The organism is Heliomicrobium gestii (assembly GCF_009877435.1).
GTDB classification, from domain to species: Bacteria; Bacillota; Desulfitobacteriia; order Heliobacteriales; family Heliobacteriaceae; genus Heliomicrobium; species Heliomicrobium gestii.
The window spans coordinates 53,868-74,417 of the sequence record NZ_WXEX01000002.1 but is presented as its reverse complement, the minus strand read 5'-3'; the positions used below and the strand labels follow the sequence as shown (position 1 = coordinate 74,417).

At 57.4% G+C, this 20,550-nt stretch carries 15 protein-coding genes; 14 read left to right on the top strand and 1 reads right to left on the bottom strand.

Annotation, left to right across the window (positions count from 1 at the left end; all coding sequences use genetic code 11):
* Window positions 1–2: 2 nt before the first annotated feature.
* From GTO89_RS02345 to GTO89_RS02330, 4 genes are all read left to right on the top strand, one after another.
* The gene (locus GTO89_RS02345) at window positions 3–854 is read left to right on the top strand and encodes a cytochrome c3 family protein (RefSeq protein WP_161260468.1); all 852 of its coding nucleotides are present in this window, start codon (window positions 3–5) and stop codon (window positions 852–854) included.
* A 192-nt stretch (window positions 855–1,046) separates the two neighbouring features.
* Window positions 1,047–2,144: a DUF2680 domain-containing protein gene (locus GTO89_RS02340; RefSeq protein WP_161260467.1), complete on the top strand. Its 1,098-nt coding sequence runs from the start codon at window positions 1,047–1,049 to the stop codon at window positions 2,142–2,144.
* A gap of 265 nt (window positions 2,145–2,409) precedes the next feature.
* Window positions 2,410–3,744: an efflux RND transporter periplasmic adaptor subunit gene (locus GTO89_RS02335; protein ID WP_161260466.1), complete on the top strand. Its 1,335-nt coding sequence runs from the start codon at window positions 2,410–2,412 to the stop codon at window positions 3,742–3,744.
* A gap of 43 nt (window positions 3,745–3,787) precedes the next feature.
* The gene (locus tag GTO89_RS02330) at window positions 3,788–6,901 is read left to right on the top strand and encodes an efflux RND transporter permease subunit (protein WP_161260465.1); all 3,114 of its coding nucleotides are present in this window, start codon (window positions 3,788–3,790) and stop codon (window positions 6,899–6,901) included.
* Between the two features lie 94 nt (window positions 6,902–6,995).
* On the opposite strand, the gene GTO89_RS02325 is transcribed toward GTO89_RS02330, so the two are convergent.
* Entirely contained in the window at window positions 6,996–7,625 is a 630-nt protein-coding gene (locus GTO89_RS02325) for a DUF3793 family protein (RefSeq protein ID WP_161260464.1), read from the bottom strand.
* 435 nt (window positions 7,626–8,060) lie between these two features.
* On the opposite strand from GTO89_RS02325, the gene GTO89_RS02320 reads away from it, so the two are divergent.
* From GTO89_RS02320 to GTO89_RS02275, 10 genes are all read left to right on the top strand, one after another.
* Window positions 8,061–10,508, top strand: a complete 2,448-nt coding sequence (locus tag GTO89_RS02320) for a hybrid sensor histidine kinase/response regulator (protein WP_161260463.1) — start codon at window positions 8,061–8,063, stop codon at window positions 10,506–10,508.
* A 285-nt stretch (window positions 10,509–10,793) separates the two neighbouring features.
* A complete protein-coding gene (locus GTO89_RS02315; RefSeq protein ID WP_161260462.1) occupies window positions 10,794–12,326 on the top strand; it encodes a nitrogenase component 1 in 1,533 nt (510 codons plus the stop codon).
* Between the two features lie 99 nt (window positions 12,327–12,425).
* Window positions 12,426–13,811 carry a nitrogenase component 1 gene (locus GTO89_RS02310; protein WP_161260461.1) on the top strand — a complete coding sequence of 462 codons (1,386 nt, stop codon included), beginning with the start codon at window positions 12,426–12,428 and terminating at the stop codon, window positions 13,809–13,811.
* 167 nt (window positions 13,812–13,978) lie between these two features.
* Entirely contained in the window at window positions 13,979–15,007 is a 1,029-nt protein-coding gene (locus GTO89_RS02305) for a uroporphyrinogen decarboxylase family protein (RefSeq protein WP_161260460.1), read from the top strand.
* Window positions 15,008–15,032: 25 nt separating this feature from the next.
* Window positions 15,033–15,206 (top strand): hypothetical protein, encoded by a 174-nt coding sequence (locus tag GTO89_RS02300; RefSeq protein ID WP_161260459.1) that lies wholly within the window; start codon window positions 15,033–15,035, stop codon window positions 15,204–15,206.
* 45 nt (window positions 15,207–15,251) lie between these two features.
* Entirely contained in the window at window positions 15,252–16,592 is a 1,341-nt protein-coding gene (locus GTO89_RS02295) for a nitrogenase component 1 (RefSeq protein WP_161260458.1), read from the top strand.
* A 5-nt stretch (window positions 16,593–16,597) separates the two neighbouring features.
* Window positions 16,598–18,103, top strand: a complete 1,506-nt coding sequence (locus GTO89_RS02290) for a nitrogenase component 1 (protein WP_161260457.1) — start codon at window positions 16,598–16,600, stop codon at window positions 18,101–18,103.
* A 255-nt stretch (window positions 18,104–18,358) separates the two neighbouring features.
* Window positions 18,359–19,204 carry a radical SAM protein gene (locus tag GTO89_RS02285; RefSeq protein ID WP_407929483.1) on the top strand — a complete coding sequence of 282 codons (846 nt, stop codon included), beginning with the start codon at window positions 18,359–18,361 and terminating at the stop codon, window positions 19,202–19,204.
* 46 nt (window positions 19,205–19,250) lie between these two features.
* Window positions 19,251–20,129 (top strand): nitrogenase iron protein, encoded by an 879-nt coding sequence (gene nifH / locus GTO89_RS02280; RefSeq protein ID WP_161260455.1) that lies wholly within the window; start codon window positions 19,251–19,253, stop codon window positions 20,127–20,129.
* A gap of 26 nt (window positions 20,130–20,155) precedes the next feature.
* Entirely contained in the window at window positions 20,156–20,479 is a 324-nt protein-coding gene (locus GTO89_RS02275; protein WP_161260454.1) for a NifB/NifX family molybdenum-iron cluster-binding protein, read from the top strand.
* The last annotated feature ends 71 nt before the right edge of the window (window positions 20,480–20,550 follow it).

Sequence of the window (20,550 nt, the reverse complement as noted above, 5' to 3'; positions counted from 1 at the left end):
ACATGACTGCTGGAATCAAAAAAGTGATCCTTCTCTCCTTTGCGATCATCGCCGTCAGCGCCATTGCATTTTCCATGCAGGAACATATGCTGCCGGAATCCTTTTACGCCCCAGGTCACCTATCTCGAGCGCATGAAGAGGTCGTGCAAGGTTGCGCCGACTGTCACCAACCATGGTCAAAGGTGACCTCCGAAAGTTGCGCTGCCGCCGAGTGCCACAGTCGAGAAATGAAGACTCGGCAGATGAGCAGTGATTTGCTGAATTATCATGAGGTCAAAAAGAACGAGGACTGCACCACCTGCCACCGAGCGCATCAGGGCGCCGCAGCCGCCTTTAGCGCCCGCTTTGACCACGACCTACCCAACATCAATCAGCGGTGCGCCGAATGTCACCAGGGGCCAAAGGGTCACGACGCCTTTGGGAAAGACTGCGCTGCCTGCCATAAGGTGGAGGCATGGAAACCGGCTTCCTTTGATCATGGGAAATACTTTCCTCTCGTTGGCGACCACAAGGTTGCTTGCGCCGAGTGTCACCAGGGCGGAGACTACAAAAGCTATAGCTGCGCGTCCTGCCACAGCCAGAGCGAGATGCTCCGGGAACATCACACCTCCGATTATGGGCGGATCGAGAACTGCGTGAAATGTCACGGGGGCCATGGGGAGAAGCGAACCGATCGAAACCGTTTCCGGCGCGAAACCACCCGAAACGTTAGCGAGGAGCAAGCGGAGCCGTTTCAGCAAGATACCGATCGAATCAATCAGGCAGGCCGATTCCATTATGGCGAAGAAAAGGCCTATCAAAAAGAAGATTTGCGGCCAAACCGGAGGCATGGAGATGAGCATGGAGCGGACTAAGGTATTCGCAAAAGGGCATCCCCTCTTTCAGTCGAATTTCAGCTTTGCTTGGTAAAGTAAAGGTGTCAAAGGAAATGGAACCAAGAAAGACCTTCCCGCAACGGGAAGGCGGCGGGATGACATGACCCATGCCCTCCCCCTTTGCATCAATGGCGTCAGCCAAAACAACCGGACAAAGGAGATGGCGTTTCAATGTATCGATCCTGGAAAAAGACCCTGGTGGCCACCAGCGTGGCGGGAGCGCTCCTGTGCAGCGGCGTGATCGCCTATGCCGCCACTGACGCGACAACAAGCAGCGACACCAGTAAGCCCTCGATTTTTCAGAAGTTCGGCAGGGATCACCGGGGCGGCTTCAAAGGAAACGACTTCGCCAGAGGCTTTGAAGGCGTTGCCAAGATTATCTGCATCGACGAGGCGACCTTAAAAGCGGAACTGCAAAGCGGAAAATCGCTGGCAGAAATCGCGCAAGCCAAAGGCATCGCCAAAGAAGACCTGATCGCTAAGATGGTTGCCGCTGCCCAAACCCGGCTGGATGAAGCCGTCAGCAACGGCAAGCTCACCGCAGAAGAGGCTGCCCAGAAAAAAGAAATAATGAAGCAACACATTGAAGCCGCCGTGGACAAAAAACACACCGGCAATTTTGGAGACAAGGCCGGCCAAAAGTTTGGCGACATGGGCAAAGCCGGTTTCCACGGCTTCGGCGGCCCGAACTTACAGAAGATCGCTGACTTGTTGCAGATGACTCAAGACGAATTGAAGACAGAACTGAAATCCGGTAAGTCCTTGGCGGAAATCGCCCAAACGAAAGGCGTCGCCAAAGCGGATCTCGTCGCGAAGACGGTCGAAGGCGCCCAAGCCCGCCTGGACGAAGCCGTCAGCAACGGCAAGCTTACAGCGGAAAAGGCCGCTCAACTGAAAGAAACGATGAAGCAACACATAGAGACCTTCGTCGACATGAAACGGGGTGACAAAGGCAAAGGGGGCTTCCACGCGCCCGGCGGTGTAAACCCCTTCCAACAGGTCGCCGATGTGTTGCAGATGACCCAAGATGAACTGAAAGCAGAACTGAAAGCCGGCAAATCGCTGGAAGAGATCGCCCAGGCCAAAGGTGTCGCCAAGGAAGACCTGAAAGCCAAACTGCTGGAAACGGCCAATGCCAACATTGACAAAGCCGTCGCCGACGGCAAGCTGACGGCGGAAAAAGCAGACCAATTCAAAGCCAATCTGGAAAAGCGGATCGACAACATGCTAAGCCACAAAGGTTTTGGCGGTCATTCGCGAAACAAATAAGAACCTTCGAGCGATACGAAGGGACAATCGACTATGATGATGCGACCAGAGGGCGGGGATTCCCGCCCACGGTCGCTTTTCCCTTTTTCATGATGACCTTATTGAATTTTTTGAGGAATACAGACGCGAACCTTGTTGTTTGTCTAAACTAACCTTCCTGAAATGTTATTTTCCTTTAACTTTTGCATTTAATTTTCCCATCTTATTACGCTCTTGATATCTCAGATGTATAATCGAGAAGAGATTATTACTTGGGGTGAAGAACTTGCGGACACGAAACGTTGTTCTCGCCGTATGCTTGACCACGATGGTTTTGACATCGGCGTGCGGGAAGACGGATGCCCCGGCGACCTCGGCGGCCGGAGCGGTGACATCGGTAAAGACCGCTGCGGTGAAGCGGGCGACCTTGACGAACACCTTGACCTTGAGCGGGAAAATCGAGCCGAGCGAAACTGTCAATGTGGTTCCCAAGTCCTCCGGAAAGGCAGCGGGCGTCTATGCCGATGTGGGCCAGCGCGTCAGCGCCGGAGCGACGCTGATTCAAATGGAGAACAATGACATCCTGGCGAAAATCGACGCCGCCAAAGCGGCCCTGGCCGCCAGCCAGGCCAACTTGGAACGGTCCAAGATGCAGGTGGAAAAGAGCCAACTCCAGTTGGACGACGCCAAGCGGACCCTGGACCGGCAGAAGATGCTGCTCGACTCCGGCGCGATTGCTCAGTCTGCATACGATTCAGCCCAGATGAATTACGACGGGATCAAAAAAGACTATGACATGAACGTCGCCTCTGTCGCCGCATCACAGGCCAGTGTAGAGCAAAACCGGGCCACCATCCGGCAAAACGAGGTGGATTTGGAGAACAGCCGCGTTCTTTCGCCCATTTCCGGCGTCATCGCCACCAAGAATGTCAATGCCGGCGAATCCGTTTCCACCGGCACAGCGCCTTTTGTCGTCATCAACATGCAGACGGTTCAGATCAACGCCGCCGTCAGCGAAGGCGACATCAACCAGTTCAAACTGGGCATGGATGTCGATGTCTCGGTGCCCTCGGCGTCGACCAAACCCTTCAAGGGCAAGGTCGCCAAGATCAGCCCGGCGGCTGACGCCAAGGCGAAGACCTATCCCGTCTGGGTGAACGTGGAGAACACCGACGACCTGCTGAAAGCGGGCATGTACGCAGAGATCCATGTGACGACCCAGAAGCTCGAGAATGTCCTCACTGTTCCCTCCGACGCCGTCGTGGAGAGGAAAGGACAAAAGGTTCTTTACATACTCGATGGGGATAAGGCCGTTGAACGCAAAGTGACCCTTGGCCGAGTCGACGAAGGGATCACCCAGATTACCGATGGTGTGGCCGATGGAGAAAAAGTCATCACCAGCGGCCTCCAGGCGTTGCGTGATGGCATGCCCGTGAGCGAAGAACGGAGCAAGTCCGGTCAAGGCGGCGCGGGCCAGGGCGGTTCCGGTCAAAACGCAGCCGGACAGGATAAGGCCGGGAAAGACGGCGGAAAGCCGGACGCCAACACAAACGGCGAGCAGACCCAGTCCCAACAAAAACCGGCTGGACAGTCTCCTGACGCGCAGGGTCAAAAACAGTAGCGCGAAGGAGCCTCACATCTGAAAACGGTAGGATGGGGTATGCATGAACATAACGGATTTTTCCATCAAGCGACCGGCCGGCATCAGCATGATCGTCCTCTTCTTTGTGGTGCTGGGGCTCTACAGCTTCAACCGGATCGGCGTCGATCTGCTGCCGGCGATGAATACACCCTATGTGACGGTGCAGGTGAGCTATCCCGGCGCTGCGGCCGAGGACGTGGAGAAACAGGTCGTTGAACCCTTGGAAGAGGCTGTCTCCTCCGTATCGAAGCTGAAGAAACTATCGGCGATGGCGAACGAGGGCTCCGGGTTCGTCATCTTGGAGTTTGACCTGTCGGCCGATCCCGACCAGGCCGTCATGGATGTCACCAAAAAAGTGGATGCCGTCAAGGGCAGGCTTCCGGACGAAGCGGATACCCCAGTCGTCATCAAGCGCGATATTAATGCCCAATCGATCATGACCTTGCGCCTCAGCAGCGAGGGCTTGTCCAAGGTGGACGCCTATAAGCTGGCCGATGACATGATCCGGCAGCGCCTGGAACGCGTGCAGGGCGTCTCGGAGATCAACATCTACGGCGGCAGGCAGAAAGAAGTCGCCGTCGAAGTGGACCCGAAAAAGCTCTCTGCCTACAACGTGTCTTTGAATTCCATCGTGAATAAAATCAAGGCGGAGAACGCCAACAAGCCGGCCGGTAAATTGTTCCGGCAGAAAGATTATGACCTGCGGCTGATGGGCGAGTACCAGAGCATCAAAGAGATTGAGAATCTACCCATTTCGACTGGGGACGGCGGAATCATCCCTCTAAAAACACTCGCCACCGTCAAAGAACAGATCCAAACCGTCCGCAACACCGAACGGCTCAACGGCGAAGAGTCGGTGGGCATTGAAATCTTCAAGCAGAGCGATGCCAGCGTCGTCGATGTGGGCAAGGCCCTCAATGCAGAAATCACGAAACTGCGCAAGGACCTGCCCGGCGTCAACCTCTACATCGCCAACGACGCCTCCGACTATGTGCAAAAAGCGCTCAACAACACCCAACTGAGCATCTTTGAAGGGATTCTCACCACCTCCTTCGCCCTGCTCTTTTTCTTGAAAGAGTGGCGCTCGATGATGACCGTCCTCATCGCGATTCCGACCTCGCTTATCGCCGTCATCTTCGTCATGTATGTGGCCGGCTTCTCCTTCAACATGATGTCCCTCATGGGGATGGCGCTCTGTATCGGTATCCTCGTCGATGACTCGATCGTCGTCTTGGAGAACATCCATCGGCATTTGTCCATGGGGAAAGAGGCCAAAACGGCTGCCGCCGAAGGGCGAAAAGAGATCGGCATGGCGGCCATCGCCATCACCCTCTGCGACGTCGTCGTCTTTCTCCCCATCGCCTTCATGCAGGGCATGGTGGGCCAGTTCTTCCGGCAGTTCGGCATGACCATCGTCTTTGCGACCCTCTTTTCCCTCTTTGTCTCCTTTACGGTGACGCCGATGCTCTCTTCCCGGCTCTATAAAAAGGGATTTGAGGAGAAGCCCCATCGCTTCTTCGACCGGTTCGACCGCTTTGGCGGGCGATTCAAAAGTTTCTACGAGGTCATTCTCCACTGGTGCCTCAATCATCCCAAAAAGGTTTTGGCCGGCGCGCTGGCGCTCTTTCTCGCTGTCATGAGCCTGATCCCCTTGCAGATCGTCGGCGCTGAGTTCCTGCCCAAGACAGATGAAGGCAGCTTCAGCGTCACCGTTGAGTTGCCTGTCGGCACCCCTTACGAACAGGTCGACAAAGAGACGAAAAAAGTGGAGCAGTTCTGCCTGAACATACCCGAGATGAGCAACGTCCAGGCCCGCGTCAGTTCCAACCAGGGCTCTGTGTCAGTGGCGCTGACCAACAAGAAGCTGCGCAAACGCACCGTCTGGGAAATTGCCGACACGGTGCGCGACTGGAGTAAAAAGAATTTCGCCCCTGGCATCGTTCGAGTGAGCGAATCGACGGCCTCTATCGCCGGTTTGCCTGGCGGCGGCGGTCGCGGCGGCCCGAGCGGGAATGTGCAGATCGAGATCCTGGGATCAGACCAGGAGAAACTGCTGGCTATCTCTGAAGATGTGATGGACATCCTCCGCAACACGCCCGGCGCCAAAGACGTGAACAGCAGCTGGCGACTGGGGCAACCGGAGATTCAAACGGTCATCAACCGCGAACAGGTCAAACACTATGGCGCATCCCTGAACGATATCGCCACCGTCGTGCAGACCGGTGTCAACAGCTCAAAGGCGGGCGTATTCCGCCAAAACGGCGATGATATCGACATCAATGTCCGTTTCAAAGACGGAGACAAGATGAGTCCCCAAGACCTGAAGACGATTCCCGTCTCTGTCAGCGGTCAGAACATCCCCTTGGGCAACCTGGTCGATTTCAAAGAAGGGACTGGACCGCGCTCGATCCGGCGGGTCGACAAACAGCGGGCGATCACCATCTCCTGCAACCTGAACGACCGGTCCTTGGCCGAGTTTACTTCGGAAGTTCAACAGAAAATCAAGGCGAAAAACTTCGATCCCCTCTACTCGATCAACCTGGCCGGTCAGACCCAGAACATGAACGACACCTTCAGCCAGATGATCAGCGCCTTGGGCTTATCGCTGGTTCTGGTTTACATGGTGCTCGTCGTGCTCTATGAATCCTTCTTGACGCCCTTTATCCGCATGTTCTCGCTGCCCCTCGGCTTTATCGGCGCTGTGGCGGCCCTGGCCCTGACCCACAACAGCCTGAACCTCTTCTCCATGATGGGCGTCATCATGATGGACGGCCTGGTCGCCAAAAACGGCACCTTGCTGCTTGACTATTCCCTGACCCTCATGGGGCGAGGCTACAATGCCCGCGACGCGGTCATCGAGGCAGCCAAGACGCGCTTGCGTCCCATCGTCATGACGACCATGACCATGGTCTTTGGCATGCTGCCGACGGCGCTGGCTCTTGAGGAAGGCGCTGAAAACCGGATCGGCATGGCCTGGGTGCTCATCGGCGGCCTCCTCACGTCCACCTTTTTCACCTTGGTCATCATCCCGATCATCTTTATCGCCATGCATCGCTGGAAGGATAAGTTGTCGAATGGCGGATGGAAAGGGTTGTTTACCAAGAAGGGCAGGGAAAAGGCGGTAGAAGGCGCCTAAGCGCCCCAGAGAATCGAATTTTAACGCTATCGAATAGCAGTGCTAAAGAAGAAAGACCCCGTGCGGTATGGACACCGCCGGGGTCTTTTCTCACTTACGCCGGAACCCGTCGCGCCTCATCGCGGATTAGTTCCATCCGGTCGGCCTCCAGGAAGGTCAGGGCGAGATGATTCGCCCAGTCGAAACGCTCTTTCAGCCGCAGCGAAGGCGCCACATTTCCGTAGATGCACCACTCACAGACATGATTTTTCGGCAGGGGAGACAGGCCGAGGTAGCCGAGCACATCCTTGAGGGGGTAACCGAGGGCGAGACCGATCTCGTGGGGAAGTTTGCCGCCTTTGCACCACCGCTCCTTCAAATGAAAGAGGAACTGACGCGCATCGACGGGCCAGGGGAGACGCCGGTCGCGGTATTGGCGCAGGCGGCCAAAGCGTTTTAGCGAGGCCCTCACTTGCGCCTCCCGGTAAAAGAGCACCCAGGCGCATTTTTCGCAGCGTTTGAGCAAAAACATCTCCACACCCCAGTCGTGGGCGAGGCGCCGCGCATCCTTCAGCGTTGAGGCGATGTCTTTGCCGAAGAAGGGTTCCTGAAAGCGGATGAACTCGCCGGTCTTACCAGCGAAGAGCACCCTGGAGAGGTTGACAAAGAGCCATTTTTCAAACCGAGCCTGGCGTTCGTCTTTTTCCGCCAGGCTGTCTTTCCAGAGGCCATAAGATGGTCCCATGTCCAATCCCTCCTATAAAGCGATGATGATCGTGATCCGACAAGTGGTTGTTACCGCCATTGTAACTGAAAATGATTTTCAATTTCAAGAAGGATTTTGTTCTTTCCGTTTTTTCATTTTGTCAAATTTTCCTTGGTCTTATCCCTGGGCAACGGGTAGAGGCAAAGCGTGAGTAGAGATTGTGCGGTTGCGATTGTGGATATGAATGCATTCATTTATAATCAATATAGACAATAAAAAACCCCCTCGTCGGAGGGGGTTTTTTCACAGCATTCCGATGAGCCCCTATAGGATTGTATGCAGTTTTCGTCTTTCTTGCCGGTGTGATCATCGTGACGGGCTCCGGCCGGCCTCAGGATGAGTGAGTTGAAGCAGTGCGACGTTTTCGACAGCCGAATGACACAAGGACATGGATTCGATGAGGAGGATTTGCCCATGCTGCGAAAAGTCCCGCTGCGTGCCGTATTCATCGTCCCCTTTGTGCTCCAACTGCTCCTGGCTGTGGGTTTGGTGGCCTGGCTATCGGTCAACAGCAGCGAGCGGGCTGTCGAAGATATGACCGACCAATTGCGAACTGAGATCGCTGATCGAATCGACGAGCACCTGAAGCGGCACATGGAGATCCCCCTGCTCGTCAACCGCATCAATGCCAACGCCATCGATACGGGGTTGCTGGACATTCAGGACAAGACCTCGCGGGAGCGTTACTTTTCCCGGCAGCAGCAGGCCTTTCCCCAGATTGCCATGAACTTCATCGGCACCCCGCAGGGGGAATTCATGGGCGCCCGGCGCAATCTCGCCGGGGACATCCAACTGGTCTTGGCCAGTGACGCCACGGATCATAACTCCCACTATTTTTCCGTCAAACCGAATGGGGAAGCCGGGGAGTTGCAGGAGGTCTTCCGCAACTTTGACCCCCGCAAACGACCCTGGTATATAACGGGTGAAAAAACCGGTCAGCCCGGCTGGAGCGAGATCTATCGCCATTTTGTCTTTCAGGACCTGGCGATCACCGCTGTCCATCCCCTGTACAAGCCCTCTGGCGAGCTTATCGGCGTCCTCGGCGTCGACTATATACTGACCGGATTGAATCAATTTCTACACGGCCTTCAAGTGGGACAAACAGGTCAGACCTTCATCGTCTGCCCATCGGGCAAACTGGTCGCTTCCTCGGGCATGGAGAAGATCTACTCGCTCAAGGACGGCCAGATGGAGCGCATCCCTGCTGTCGACGCCGATTCCCCGATGATCCGGGGGGCAGCCCGTTACTTGGAGAACCGTTTTGGAAGTCTCCATGAGATTCAAGGGCGCCAACAGGTCGCTTTCGAGCAGGAAGGGGAGCGCCTCTTCGCCCAGGTGCTCCCCTTCCGTGAATACGGCCTGGACTGGCGGATCGTTGTCGTTGTGCCGGAAAAAGACTTTATGGGCTATATCCAGGCAAACACGCGGACCACCTACCTACTTATCGGCATCGCCCTGCTGGTGGCGATCCTGGTGGGGGTAGGGACCTCCCATTGGGTGATCCGGCCGATCCGGGAACTGAATATCGCCGCCGGTGAGTATGGACGGGGAAACTGGGCGTATACGCCGGCCATCGAACGGGATGATGAGGTCGGCAAACTGGGGCAGTCGTTCACCGCCATGGCGCGGCAACTGGGGGAGCTTTTCTCCCAATTGGAACAGAAGGTGGCCGAACGGACCCGGGAATTGAGGAAAAAGAATGTGGAGTTGGAAGCGGCGAACGAGAAAAAAGACCTCGCCGTCAAGGCCAAGTCGGAGTTCCTCGCCAACATGAGCCACGAAATCCGCACCCCCATGAACGCCATCCTCGGTTTTTCCGAGTTGCTGAACGACCATGTGATCGATGAACAGGGGCAGCGGTACCTGGAATACATCTCCTCCAACGGTGAGACCTTGCTGCGCATCATCAACGATATCCTCGATCTATCGAAAATCGAAGCGGGAAAATTGGAGATCCAGCGGCGCCCCGTTCATGTGTGGGAACTGGTTCAGGAGATGCGACGGGCCTTTGCCACTCAGGTGGAGAAAAAGGGGCTGGAATTCATCATTGAAATCGATCCGGCGCTCCCAGCGCGACTATTGCTCGATGAGGTTCGCCTGCGCCAGATTCTCTTCAACCTGATCGGCAATGCCGTCAAATTCACCCAACGGGGTTCGATCAAGGTAACCGCCTGTCCCGTCGGCGACAGGAAAACAGGCGTCTTCGATCTGGCCGTCACCGTTGAAGACACCGGCATCGGCATCCCCGAAGGGCAGAAGCAAGCGATCTTTGAGGCCTTTGTCCAGCAAAAGGGTCAGGACGCTCGCTATGGCGGCACCGGTTTGGGGCTGACGATCACCCGGCGCCTCGTCGAGATGATGAACGGCGAGATCGCCCTGACGAGCGAAGTGGGCCGAGGGAGCGCCTTCCGGGTGACACTGCGCGATGTGGAAAGGGTCGATGCGGCAGGACCCGCTGTGGCGAGAGCGAGGCCCGCGCGATCGGATGTTCATTTTACCGACTCCCTGGTGCTGGTCGCCGATGATGAAGTGACAAATCGCAAACTGGTGCGGGAGTACCTTGAACCCCACGGCATTCGATTCATTGAGGCGACCGACGGCAGGGAAGTCATCGAACTGGCAGAAAGACACCGGCCTGCCGCCATCATCCTCGACATGAAGATGCCTGTAATGGACGGATTTACGGTGATGCAGATCCTGAAAAACGATGAGGAATTGTCTACCATTCCGGTCGTCGTCGTGACGGCTTCCGTCCTGGAGGACCAAGAAGCCGGTGTCCGCCAAGCGGGGTGCGCCGCCTTTTTGCGCAAGCCTGTGAAGAAGGAGCAACTGTTGGCGGAAGTGGCGCGATTACTCCGATAGTCGTTGACAGAAATCCCGTGGGACGCGAATATCGCTAACAGGGGACAAGGGACAGGGGAAGCGACCTCGGCGGTCGAAAGAAGGAAAAAATATGGTTGACATCTGATGGCAGGGTTCGTAAAATTCGAGATATACACCTGACAATGTTGAGATAGAGCAATGGCTGTCTAGATAGACTGGAGGCCGAGGTATACCGCCGATGGGGCGCGTATCCCTCGGCCTTTTCGTTTATCTACCGGGGCGTGATTGGATTCGGTGATTTGTTTGGTCAAAGGAGGAAACACGGTGAAACTCAACCTGAACACACCGGTAGTCGAGAATCGGGAACAGCGACTGGGCACGATCATCGCCTGGGATGGCGCCGCCTCGGAACTCTCCGCGGAATCGGCCTATGCGCGAGGCGCCTGTGGCGCCGGTTGCGGAGAAAAGGCGCGCAGGGTCTGTGAACTTCAGGGCCCCTTCACTCAAGGTTCCGTTTGCAGTGAGCAGATGGTCGAATGCCAGGCCGGCAACGTCCGCGACGCCGTGCTGATCCAGCATGCGCCCATCGGCTGCGGCGCCGGTCAGGTGATCTATAATTCCATCTACCGCAACGGGCTGGCTATGCGCAAACTCCCCGTAGAAAACCTGCGCCTGATCTGCACAAACCTGCAGGAGTCTGACATGGTTTTCGGCGGCGTTGAGAAACTGGAGCAATCGATCCGCGATGCCTGGGAGCGCCACCGGCCGAAGGCGATTTTTATCGGCACCTCCTGCGCCACCGGTATCATCGGCGATGATGTGGACAGCGTCGCCAGCCGGCTCGAGGAGGAACTGGCGATCCCGGTGATCCCGCTTCATTGCGAAGGCTTTCGTTCCAAGCACTGGAGCACCGGCTTTGACGCCACCCAGCATGGGATCGTGCGGCAGATCGTCCGCAAAAACCCGCAAAAACAAGAGGATCTGGTCAACGTCATCTGCCTCTGGGGCACTGACGTTTTCACCCCCATGCTCAAGGAGTTGGGGCTGCGCGTCAACTATGTCGTCGATCTGGCCACAGTCGAAGAGTTGGCCCAGCTTTCGGAGGCGGCGGCGACAGTCGGCTTCTGCCACACCCTCGCGTCCTACCTGGCCACAGCCTTGGAGCAGGCTTTCGGCGTGCCTGAGATCAAGGCGCCCCAGCCCTACGGTTTTGCCGGCACCGATGCCTGGATCCGGGAACTGGCGCGCGTCACCGGACGGGAAGCCCAGGCGGAAGCCTACATCGCCAAGGAGCATGCCCGCGTGAAGCCTCGCCTGGAGGAATTGCGCCAACGGCTGAAAGGGAAGAAGGGGTATGTGGCCACCGGTTCCGCCTACGCCCACGGGCTGATCGCCGTCTTAAGGGAACTCGGCGTCGAGGTGGACGGATCGCTTGTTTTTCACCACGACCCTGTCTACGACAGCCAAGACCCCCGACAAGACTCCCTATCCCATCTCGTTGACCACTATGGCGATGTGCCCCATTTCAGCGTGAGCAATCGCCAGCAGTACCAGTTTTACGGCCTGCTCCAACGCGTAAAGCCCGATTTCATCCTCATCCGGCACAATGGACTGGCGCCGCTGGCCTCACGGCTGGGCATCCCCGCCGCGCCGCTCGGCGACGAGCACCATGCCCTGGGCTATCAGGGAATGTTGAACCTCGGCGAAACGATCCTGGAGATACTGGCGCGCAAGAAGTTTCACGATGACCTGGCGGCCCATACGCAACTGCCCTATAAACAGGCCTGGTTGCGCCAGAGCGACCCCTTCATCCTGGCGAGAAAGCGACAGGCCGAAGCGAAAGGCTCTTATGATTGAACAGTGCAATACATAGAAAAAATGTCGGCCATCAAAGGGTGGTTTTTCACAGGCCCGCAAACAAACGGCCGATGATCAAAGGGTAGGAGGAAATGTGGCATGTCACATGGTGAAGGGTTGCGGCAATCCCAGGAGGCTGTCATCGGGAAGACGCAAAAGACCAATTCCATTCAGCAGATCCGCTATGCCTGCTCCATCGCTGCCCTGCATAGCGCCTGCGCGATTCCTCGGGTGATCCCGATCACCCACTGCGGCCCCGGCTGCGCCGACAAGCAGTTCATGAACGTCGCCTTTTACAACGGATTTCAGGGGGGCGGTTATGGCGGCGGCGCTGTCGTGCCCAGCACGAATGCCACCGAAAAAGAGGTGGTCTTCGGCGGCATGGAGCGGTTGCGAGAACTGATTGCGGCCTCCTTGGAGGTGCTGGAGGCCGACCTCTTCGTGGTCCTGACCGGCTGCATCTCCGACCTGGTCGGCGATGACGTGGGCTCGGTGGTGAAGGAGTTTCAACTTCGCGGTGTGCCGATCGTCTATGCCGAGACGGGCGGTTTTAAAGGAAACAACTTTACGGGACACGAGCTGGTGACGCGGGCGATTATCGACCAGTTTGTGGGCGACGACGAAGGACCGCGGGACTCCGGCGTCGTCAACGTCTGGTCACTTCTTCCTTTCCACAACACCTTCTGGCGCGGCGATCTGGCCGAGATGAAACGGATTCTTGAAGGCGTGGGATTACAGGTCAATATCCTCTTTGGGCACGAGTCTCGCGGTGTCGCCGAGTGGAAAGGGATCCCGAGAGCCCAGTTCAATCTGGTCCTGTCCCCTTGGCTTGGCCTGGAGACGGCGGAACACCTGCAAGAAAAATACGGGCAGCCCTACCTGCACGTGCCGGTCATCCCGATCGGCGCGAAACAAACGAGCGCTTTTTTGCGCCAGGTCGTCGAGTTTGCCGGGCTTGATCGGGAAAAAGCCGAGCAGTTCATCCAAAAAGAGGAGAACACCTATTATCGCTACCTCGAGGATTTCTCCGATTTTTATGCCGAGTACTGGTGGGGCCTGCCAGCCCAATTCGCCGTCATCGGCGACAGCGCCTACAACCTCGCTTTGACAAAGTTTCTCGTCAATCAACTGGGCGTCATTCCCGGCAAGCTGATCATCACGGAGAATCCGCCCGAGCGGTTTCGTGAAGGGATCCGCGAGCAATTCCGGACCATCGCCGATGATGTGTCGGTGGAGGTTGAGTTTGAAGAAGACAGTTGGCGCATCCACCAGTTGATCCGTCAAACTTATTTTGGTCATAAGCCCCCAATCATTTTCGGAACCACCTGGGAACGGGATTTGGTCAAAGAGCTAAAAGGCGCCATCGTCGAAGTCGGTTTTCCTGCCTCCTATGAGGTGGTCCTGTCCCGGTCCTATGTGGGGTACCGCGGCGCCTTGACGCTGTTGGAGAAGATCTACACCACTACGGTGAGCGCCAGCGCATAGGCGAATCAAAAGGGCGCTTTACGATGATGTAGACTGTCAGGATTGTCAAGATTGCAAGGACGGTCTGAACGATCAGGATTGTCAGGAGCGTCATGGCAGCACTGTCGAACAGATGCATGCCGGTGCAAACAAGGAGTTTCAATGTGAAGGGAACAGGTGGATTCACGATGGGAACCGATAAGGAGATGGTTCTTTCCACGATCCGGCGCGAGCCTGCCTTGCGCCCTGCCGTTGCGCTCTTGTCGGGAGGCGCCTGGACATTGCGGCAGCGAGGGCTGTCTCTCCAGGAAGCCGCCAACCGACCGGACGAGGTGGCCCAGATCATCGCCGAGACCAATGAGGTCGTGCGATCGGACATCGTCTGGCCCGGTTCAGGCTATCACAATTTAGTCATTCAGGCGGTGGGGGGCCGGATCAAATACCGCCCGAAAGGCACGCCGGACGTGATCGAACTGCTGGTCAACGGTGATGAGACGCCCGAAAAACTACAGAAGATCGATTTGAGCCGCATCGAAAGCGACGACGCTATCCAGTCTCTCTGGAAAATGACTGAGGGCGTTCGCCGGCGGGTCGGTGATCGGACGCTGGTCGGGTCCAGCATCTGGGGGCCCTTTACCTTGGCCGGACTTGTCTACGGCGTCGAGCGGTTCATGTACAGCTTGTATAAAGATGTGGCGGCGGCCCATGCGGTGCTGGAATTCACGACAGCGATGGCGATGGCCTATCTGGAAGGACACCGGAAAGCCGGGGCGGAGATTCTCTCGGTAGCCGAACCGACGGCATCGGGCGACATGATCTCGAAAAAGCACTTCACGGCCTTTGCCTTGCCCTATATCACCCGGTTGATGACGTGGATCCATGAACAGGGCGCGGCCGGCTTGCTGCATATCTGCGGCAACATTACCGATCGCTTGTCCCTGATCCCGTCTGCCGGTGTCGACGTCTTGTCGGTCGACTATAAAGTCCCCCTGAGACGAGTCCGTGAAACGGTTGCCGACAAAATCGCCTTTGCCGGCAATGTGAACCCTGTCGATGTGATCAAGGACGGAACCCAAGAAGCGGTGGCAGACCAGGCCCGGCGCTGCCTAGCTGAGGTGGGAAAGGACGCGTCTTTTATTTTGATGCCGGGCTGCGATATCCCGCCCGATACGCCGCTTGAGAATATCCGGCGTTTTATCGCTTCTGTCAAAGGCTAGGCAGCGCAAGGGAGGAATGATGAGGATGGAGAAACCAGGCATCGATGTCCGACCGTCTCTGCATTATCTGGAGAGGGTCTTGCGGCAAAACAAAGCCAAGGGCGGCGTGGTTCGCTGCTTTTTCTATCGACAGCGAATCGGGCTTCTGGCCTCGAAGGAGCTGAGCAAAAAGAGCGTGTTTCAATCAAAGGGGATGTAATGAGAGCCAGCGGCGGGCGCGGTACTCCCGGAAGGAGGGCGGGTCATGTCCCAAGTCATTGAACGACCGCGAGCCAGTTGCGCGCTGGGCGGGGCTGTGGCGACGATAACGGCGTTGCGTGACGCGGCGCCGGTGATCCACGCCTCGGCCGGTTGTGGCGGCAACATCTTCAACACTCTCTACGGAGGCAGCGGTTACCAGGGCGCCGGGTACTGCGGCGGCCTGGCGGTCCCCAGTTCCAATGTGACGGAACGGGAGATCCTTTTTGGCGGAGAGGAGCGGCTTGTTGAACAGATCGAAACGACCCGGCAGGTGATCGACGCCAAACTCTTCGCCATTCTGAGCGGATGTATGACCGAGATCATCGGTGATGATATTGCCAGTGTGGCCCGTCGATTTCAATCCGCCGGCGACACAGTCATCGCCGTCCAAACGGGCGGGTTCAACGGAAACGCCTATGGGGGCTACGGCCTGGTTTTGGAGACGCTGTTTCGGGATGTGGTGCTCCCAGCGCCGCAAAAAGAGATGAACCGGATCAACCTGTGGGGTCTCGTGCCGGGGCAGGATCCCTTCTGGCGCGGCGATCTGTTGGAGTTGAAGCGGTTGCTCCGTCGGTTGGGGTTGCAGGTGACCACCTTTTTCTCCCACGACGAAGGGTTGGATGATCTGCGTCATGCCGGTCGCGCAGCAGCCAATATCGTCCTTTCGCCGGTGTATGGGGTGCAGGCGGCAGAGGTTTTTCAAGCGGAACATGGAACGCCCTATCTGCCCTTGGAGACGCCGATCGGCCCGACGGCGACGGCGGATTTTTTGCGGCAGGTGGGACGACGGCTGAACGTGCCGGAGGAGACCGTCGCGACGGTGATTCGTGAGGAACAGGCGGAGTATTATCACTTTGTCGAACGGGTGGCCGATTTCTACACCGACACGGATCAGCAACACCATGCGGTGGTTGTTGGCAACGCCACGATGACGATTCCCCTCACCCGTTTCCTTACGGAAGATCTTGGCTGGCTGCCTGAATTCGTTGTTGTCACCGATCCCCTACCTGCCGAGCAACAGGAAAGGCTTCGCCAAAACCTCGCCACATTGCGGTATCATCGAACGCCGCAACTGCTTTTCGAAACAGATACGACCGAAATCCCCCAGCGTCTTGCGCGCCACTGGCCCATATATAAGGAAGCAAAATATCACCGGCGTTTGAGTCCCGCTTTTGTCCTGGGCAGTTCCCTGGAGCGGGATCTGGCATCCACCATCGGGGCGAAGCATCTGAGCGTCAGTTTCCCGATCACGAACCGTGTCGTATTGCACCGGGGCTATGCGGGCTATCGCGGCGGGTTGCACCTTCTGGAGGATCTGCTGAATGTGGCTGCTGCGGGGAGGTGATGGGGATGGGCTATATCGATGAAAAGGTGCCGCCCAAGCGTGACGAACGCCTGCGCGTTTGTCATGCCTACGGCGGGACGGTCTGCGGTCTTGTCAACGATTCCCGTCAGGGCTGTCTGGTGAATCGCGATCGCAGCTTCAGCCAGACGAGCAACTGCCAGATGGGCCTGGCCTTGGCGATGATCCTAACGGTGCCGAACACGGTGACGATCATGCACGCGCCGGTCGGGTGCGGCGGAAGCAGCCATGGCATGGACGGTCATTTCCGAAATGGCGTCAGCATTCGCGGCGAAAAACCGAAATCGCTGATCTGGTTTTCCACCAACCTGGATGAGAATGACGTGATCAACGGGGGAGAGCAGAAGCTGGAAGAAGCGATCCTCCTCGCCGACCGGAGGCATCGTCCGAAGGCGATTTTTGTGGTTTCCTGTTGCGCGCCGGGGATCATCGGCGATGACATCGACAGTGTGGCGAAGCGGTTGCAGAACCAGGTGATGGCTGCGATCATCCCCTTGCACTGCGAGGGCTTTAAGACGAAAATCTCGGCGACGGCCTATGATGTGGTATACCATGGCATCGCCAGGAACCTGTTGGGGAAAGCGGGCCAAGGGTTTACGGCATCAGCCGCTGGCGCTCTACGGGAGGAGACCCAGCGGAAGCAGCGCCAGGAGCGGACGGTCAATCTGTTTAACGTCTACTCCATCGGTTACCCCGATGAGGTGGAATTGACACGGCTGCTGCGGGCACTGGGGTTGGAGGTACGCTATTATCCGAACTTTGCCGATCCAGAGCGCTATGGGGTGTTGACAGAAGCGGCGCTGAACGTGAGCATCTGCGCCACCCATGACGATTACTTTTTAAAGCACCTTGAGGAACGCTATGGGATGCCCTATATGATCAACACCATGCCCATCGGCATCCGCAATACCAATGAGTGGCTGCTCGACATCGCCAAGCCCTTGCAACGAGAGGCAGAGGTTCAACGGCTGATCGAAGCGGAGACGCGGGAACTGGATGAGGCCTTGGCGCCCTTGCGGCAAACCCTGCGCGGGAAACGGGTCTACCTGAGCGGCGGCGAGATGCGCGTGGCGGCCACGGCCATGCTGCTGCAGGAACTGGGTTGTGAAATCATCGGATTTCGCGCCCACCACTATGATGAGTTTGGCGACAACTTATACCTGAAGGCCACAGAAGGGCAGCCGCAGATGGAGGTCAATGTGGCCACGACACAACCCTTTGAACTGGTGAATCTCTTGCGTCGCGCCCAGCCGGATCTCTATCTGGGGCACAGTGGGAGCAATCTATGGGCGGCAAAGCTGGGCATCCCAACGCTGCCGATCTTCAGCGCACCCCAGAGTTATTTGGGTTACCGGGGTGTCTTCGAAGTGGCGCAACGGGCGGCCCGGCTGATGGAGAACCCGGCTTTCCAACGAAGGTTGAAGGAAAACACGCGCCAACCCTACCGGGAGGCTTGGTATGACACCGATCCCTACCGGTATATCACGGGATAGCAGAGGAAATTCATTCATTGTATTGACAAAGAAATATTATACAGGTAAAATAACTACTATCCTGATTGAAAAACCAGCATTTTGGCCCACCGGAAAGACTGGAGGCCGAGGTGTACCGCCGTGAGGCGTGTACCCTCGGCCTTTTTGTTTTGCCTGAACCGAGCGAGAGGAGGCTTTGGGATGGCGGCTGATCGTTCAAATCATGATTCTAGTCATGATGCGCCGGTGGCCGAAGGGAACCGGTTTACTCACCTCATGCGCAAGCACCCCTGTTTTAACGGCGAAGCCCATTTCAAATTCGGACGCATCCACCTGCCGGTCAGCCCAGCCTGCAACATCCAGTGCGGCTACTGCCGCCGGGGATACAACAAGTGGGAGCAGCGGCCCGGTGTGAGCCGGGGCGTGCTGACGCCGCAAGAGGCGCTGCAAACGCTGGAACGGGCGCTGGCTTTGTGCCCGGAGATCACCGTGGCCGGCATTGCCGGACCGGGTGACACCCTGGCGACAGACCACGCGCTGGAGACCTTTCGGCTGATTCATCAAAAGTATCCGCAGATCATCAACTGCCTGAGCACAAACGGCCTGCGGCTGGCTGAAAAGGCGGAACAGGTCGCTGAGGCCGGCGTGTTGACGATCACCGTTACTGTCAATGCCGTCGATCCTGCCATCGGAGCGCAGATCTACGAAGAAGTCCCCGTCGCAGGGAAACGGCAGCAGGGAGAAGGGGCGGCGGCCCATCTGATCAACGCCCAACTGGCTGGCATTGAAGCGGCAGCCCGGCTGGGGCTGACCGTCAAGGTGAACAGCGTGCTCATTCCCGGGATCAACGACGGTCAGATCGGCGAAGTGGCCAAAGCCGCTGCCGAGGCCGGCGCATCCAATTTCAACATCATCCCCTTGATCCCTCAACAGGCCTTCCTCCATCACCGGGCGCCTGACTGCCAGGAACTGCAGGCAGCCCGGGAGGCGGCGGAACAGCATTTGCCAGTGTTCCGGCATTGCCACCAGTGCCGCGCCGACGCCTGCGGCATCCCCGGCAAGGGGATCGATTTGGCCGGCCAGCTCTATGACCGGCCGATTGAGACGTTCTCCCACGGGTAGGGATAAAAAGGATAAACAAAAGGATAAACAGGAAGGGGCAAAAGAGATGTCCAACAAAAAACTCAAACAGATCGCCATCTACGGAAAAGGCGGCATCGGCAAATCGACGACCACCTCCAACATCAGCGCCGCCTTGGTCGATGCGGGCTATAAAGTGATGCAGGTGGGCTGCGACCCGAAGAGCGACTCCACCAATACCCTGCGCGGCGGCAAATACATCCCGACCATCCTCGATACGCTGCGGGAAAAGAACAACGTCAAACTCAGCGAAGTCGTCTTCGAAGGGTTCGGCGGCGTCTACTGCGTCGAAGCCGGCGGTCCGGCGCCTGGCGTCGGTTGCGCCGGCCGGGGGATCATCACGGCGGTGCAACTGCTCAAACAGCATCGCGCCTTTGAGGAACTGGATCTGGACTATGTCATCTATGACGTCCTGGGCGACGTCGTCTGCGGCGGCTTTGCCGTGCCGGTGCGCGAGGGGATCGCCGAACACGTCTTTACCGTATCGTCGGCCGACTTCATGGCTGTCTACGCCGCCAACAACCTCTTCAAAGGGATTCAGAAGTACTCCAAATCGGGCGGCGCCCTCCTGGGCGGCGTGATCGCCAACTCGATCAATGCGCCCTACGCCAAAGCGATCATCGATGATTTCGTCCAACAGACGAAGACGCAAGTCATCGAGTATGTGCCCCGTTCCGTCACTGTCACCCAGGCGGAACTGCAAGGCAAGACCACCATCGAGGCGTCGCCCCATTCCGACCAGGCCGGTGTCTATCGCCGGTTGGCCGAGAAGATCGCCAACCATACCGAGTCAAAGACCCCGTCGCCGCTCGATGTGAAAGACCTGCGCGAGTGGGCCGCCAAGTGGGCCGACCACCTGCTGGCGCTGGAGACCGGCGAGGTGCGCAGCCAGGCGGCCGCCATCTAGGCAGAGGAGGAAGGGAGGGATGGAGGTTGACCTACAAAGTAGCCGTCGCCAGCAGCGACGGCAAAGTGGTCAATCGACATTTTGGGCATGCCGAGCATTTTCTCATCTTTGAGGTCGTGGGCAACAGCTACCGCTTTGTCGAGTCCCGTAAAACGCAACGATACTGCCACGACCAGAGCCACGGCCAGAGCACAGCCGCCCTCGATGCCATCGCCGACTGCAAGGCGGTGTTGGTCAGCCAGATCGGCCCCGGCGCCATCGAGAATCTGAAAGTTCGCGGGGTCGAATCCCATGTGCTCCCCGATCTGATCGAGCGGGCTTTGGCCGACTATATTCAAAAAACGGTATGATATTACCGGGCATTTTAAAAAGCAGGACAGCCGATGGCGGACATCTGCCGACTGGAAGCACCAGAGGCGGA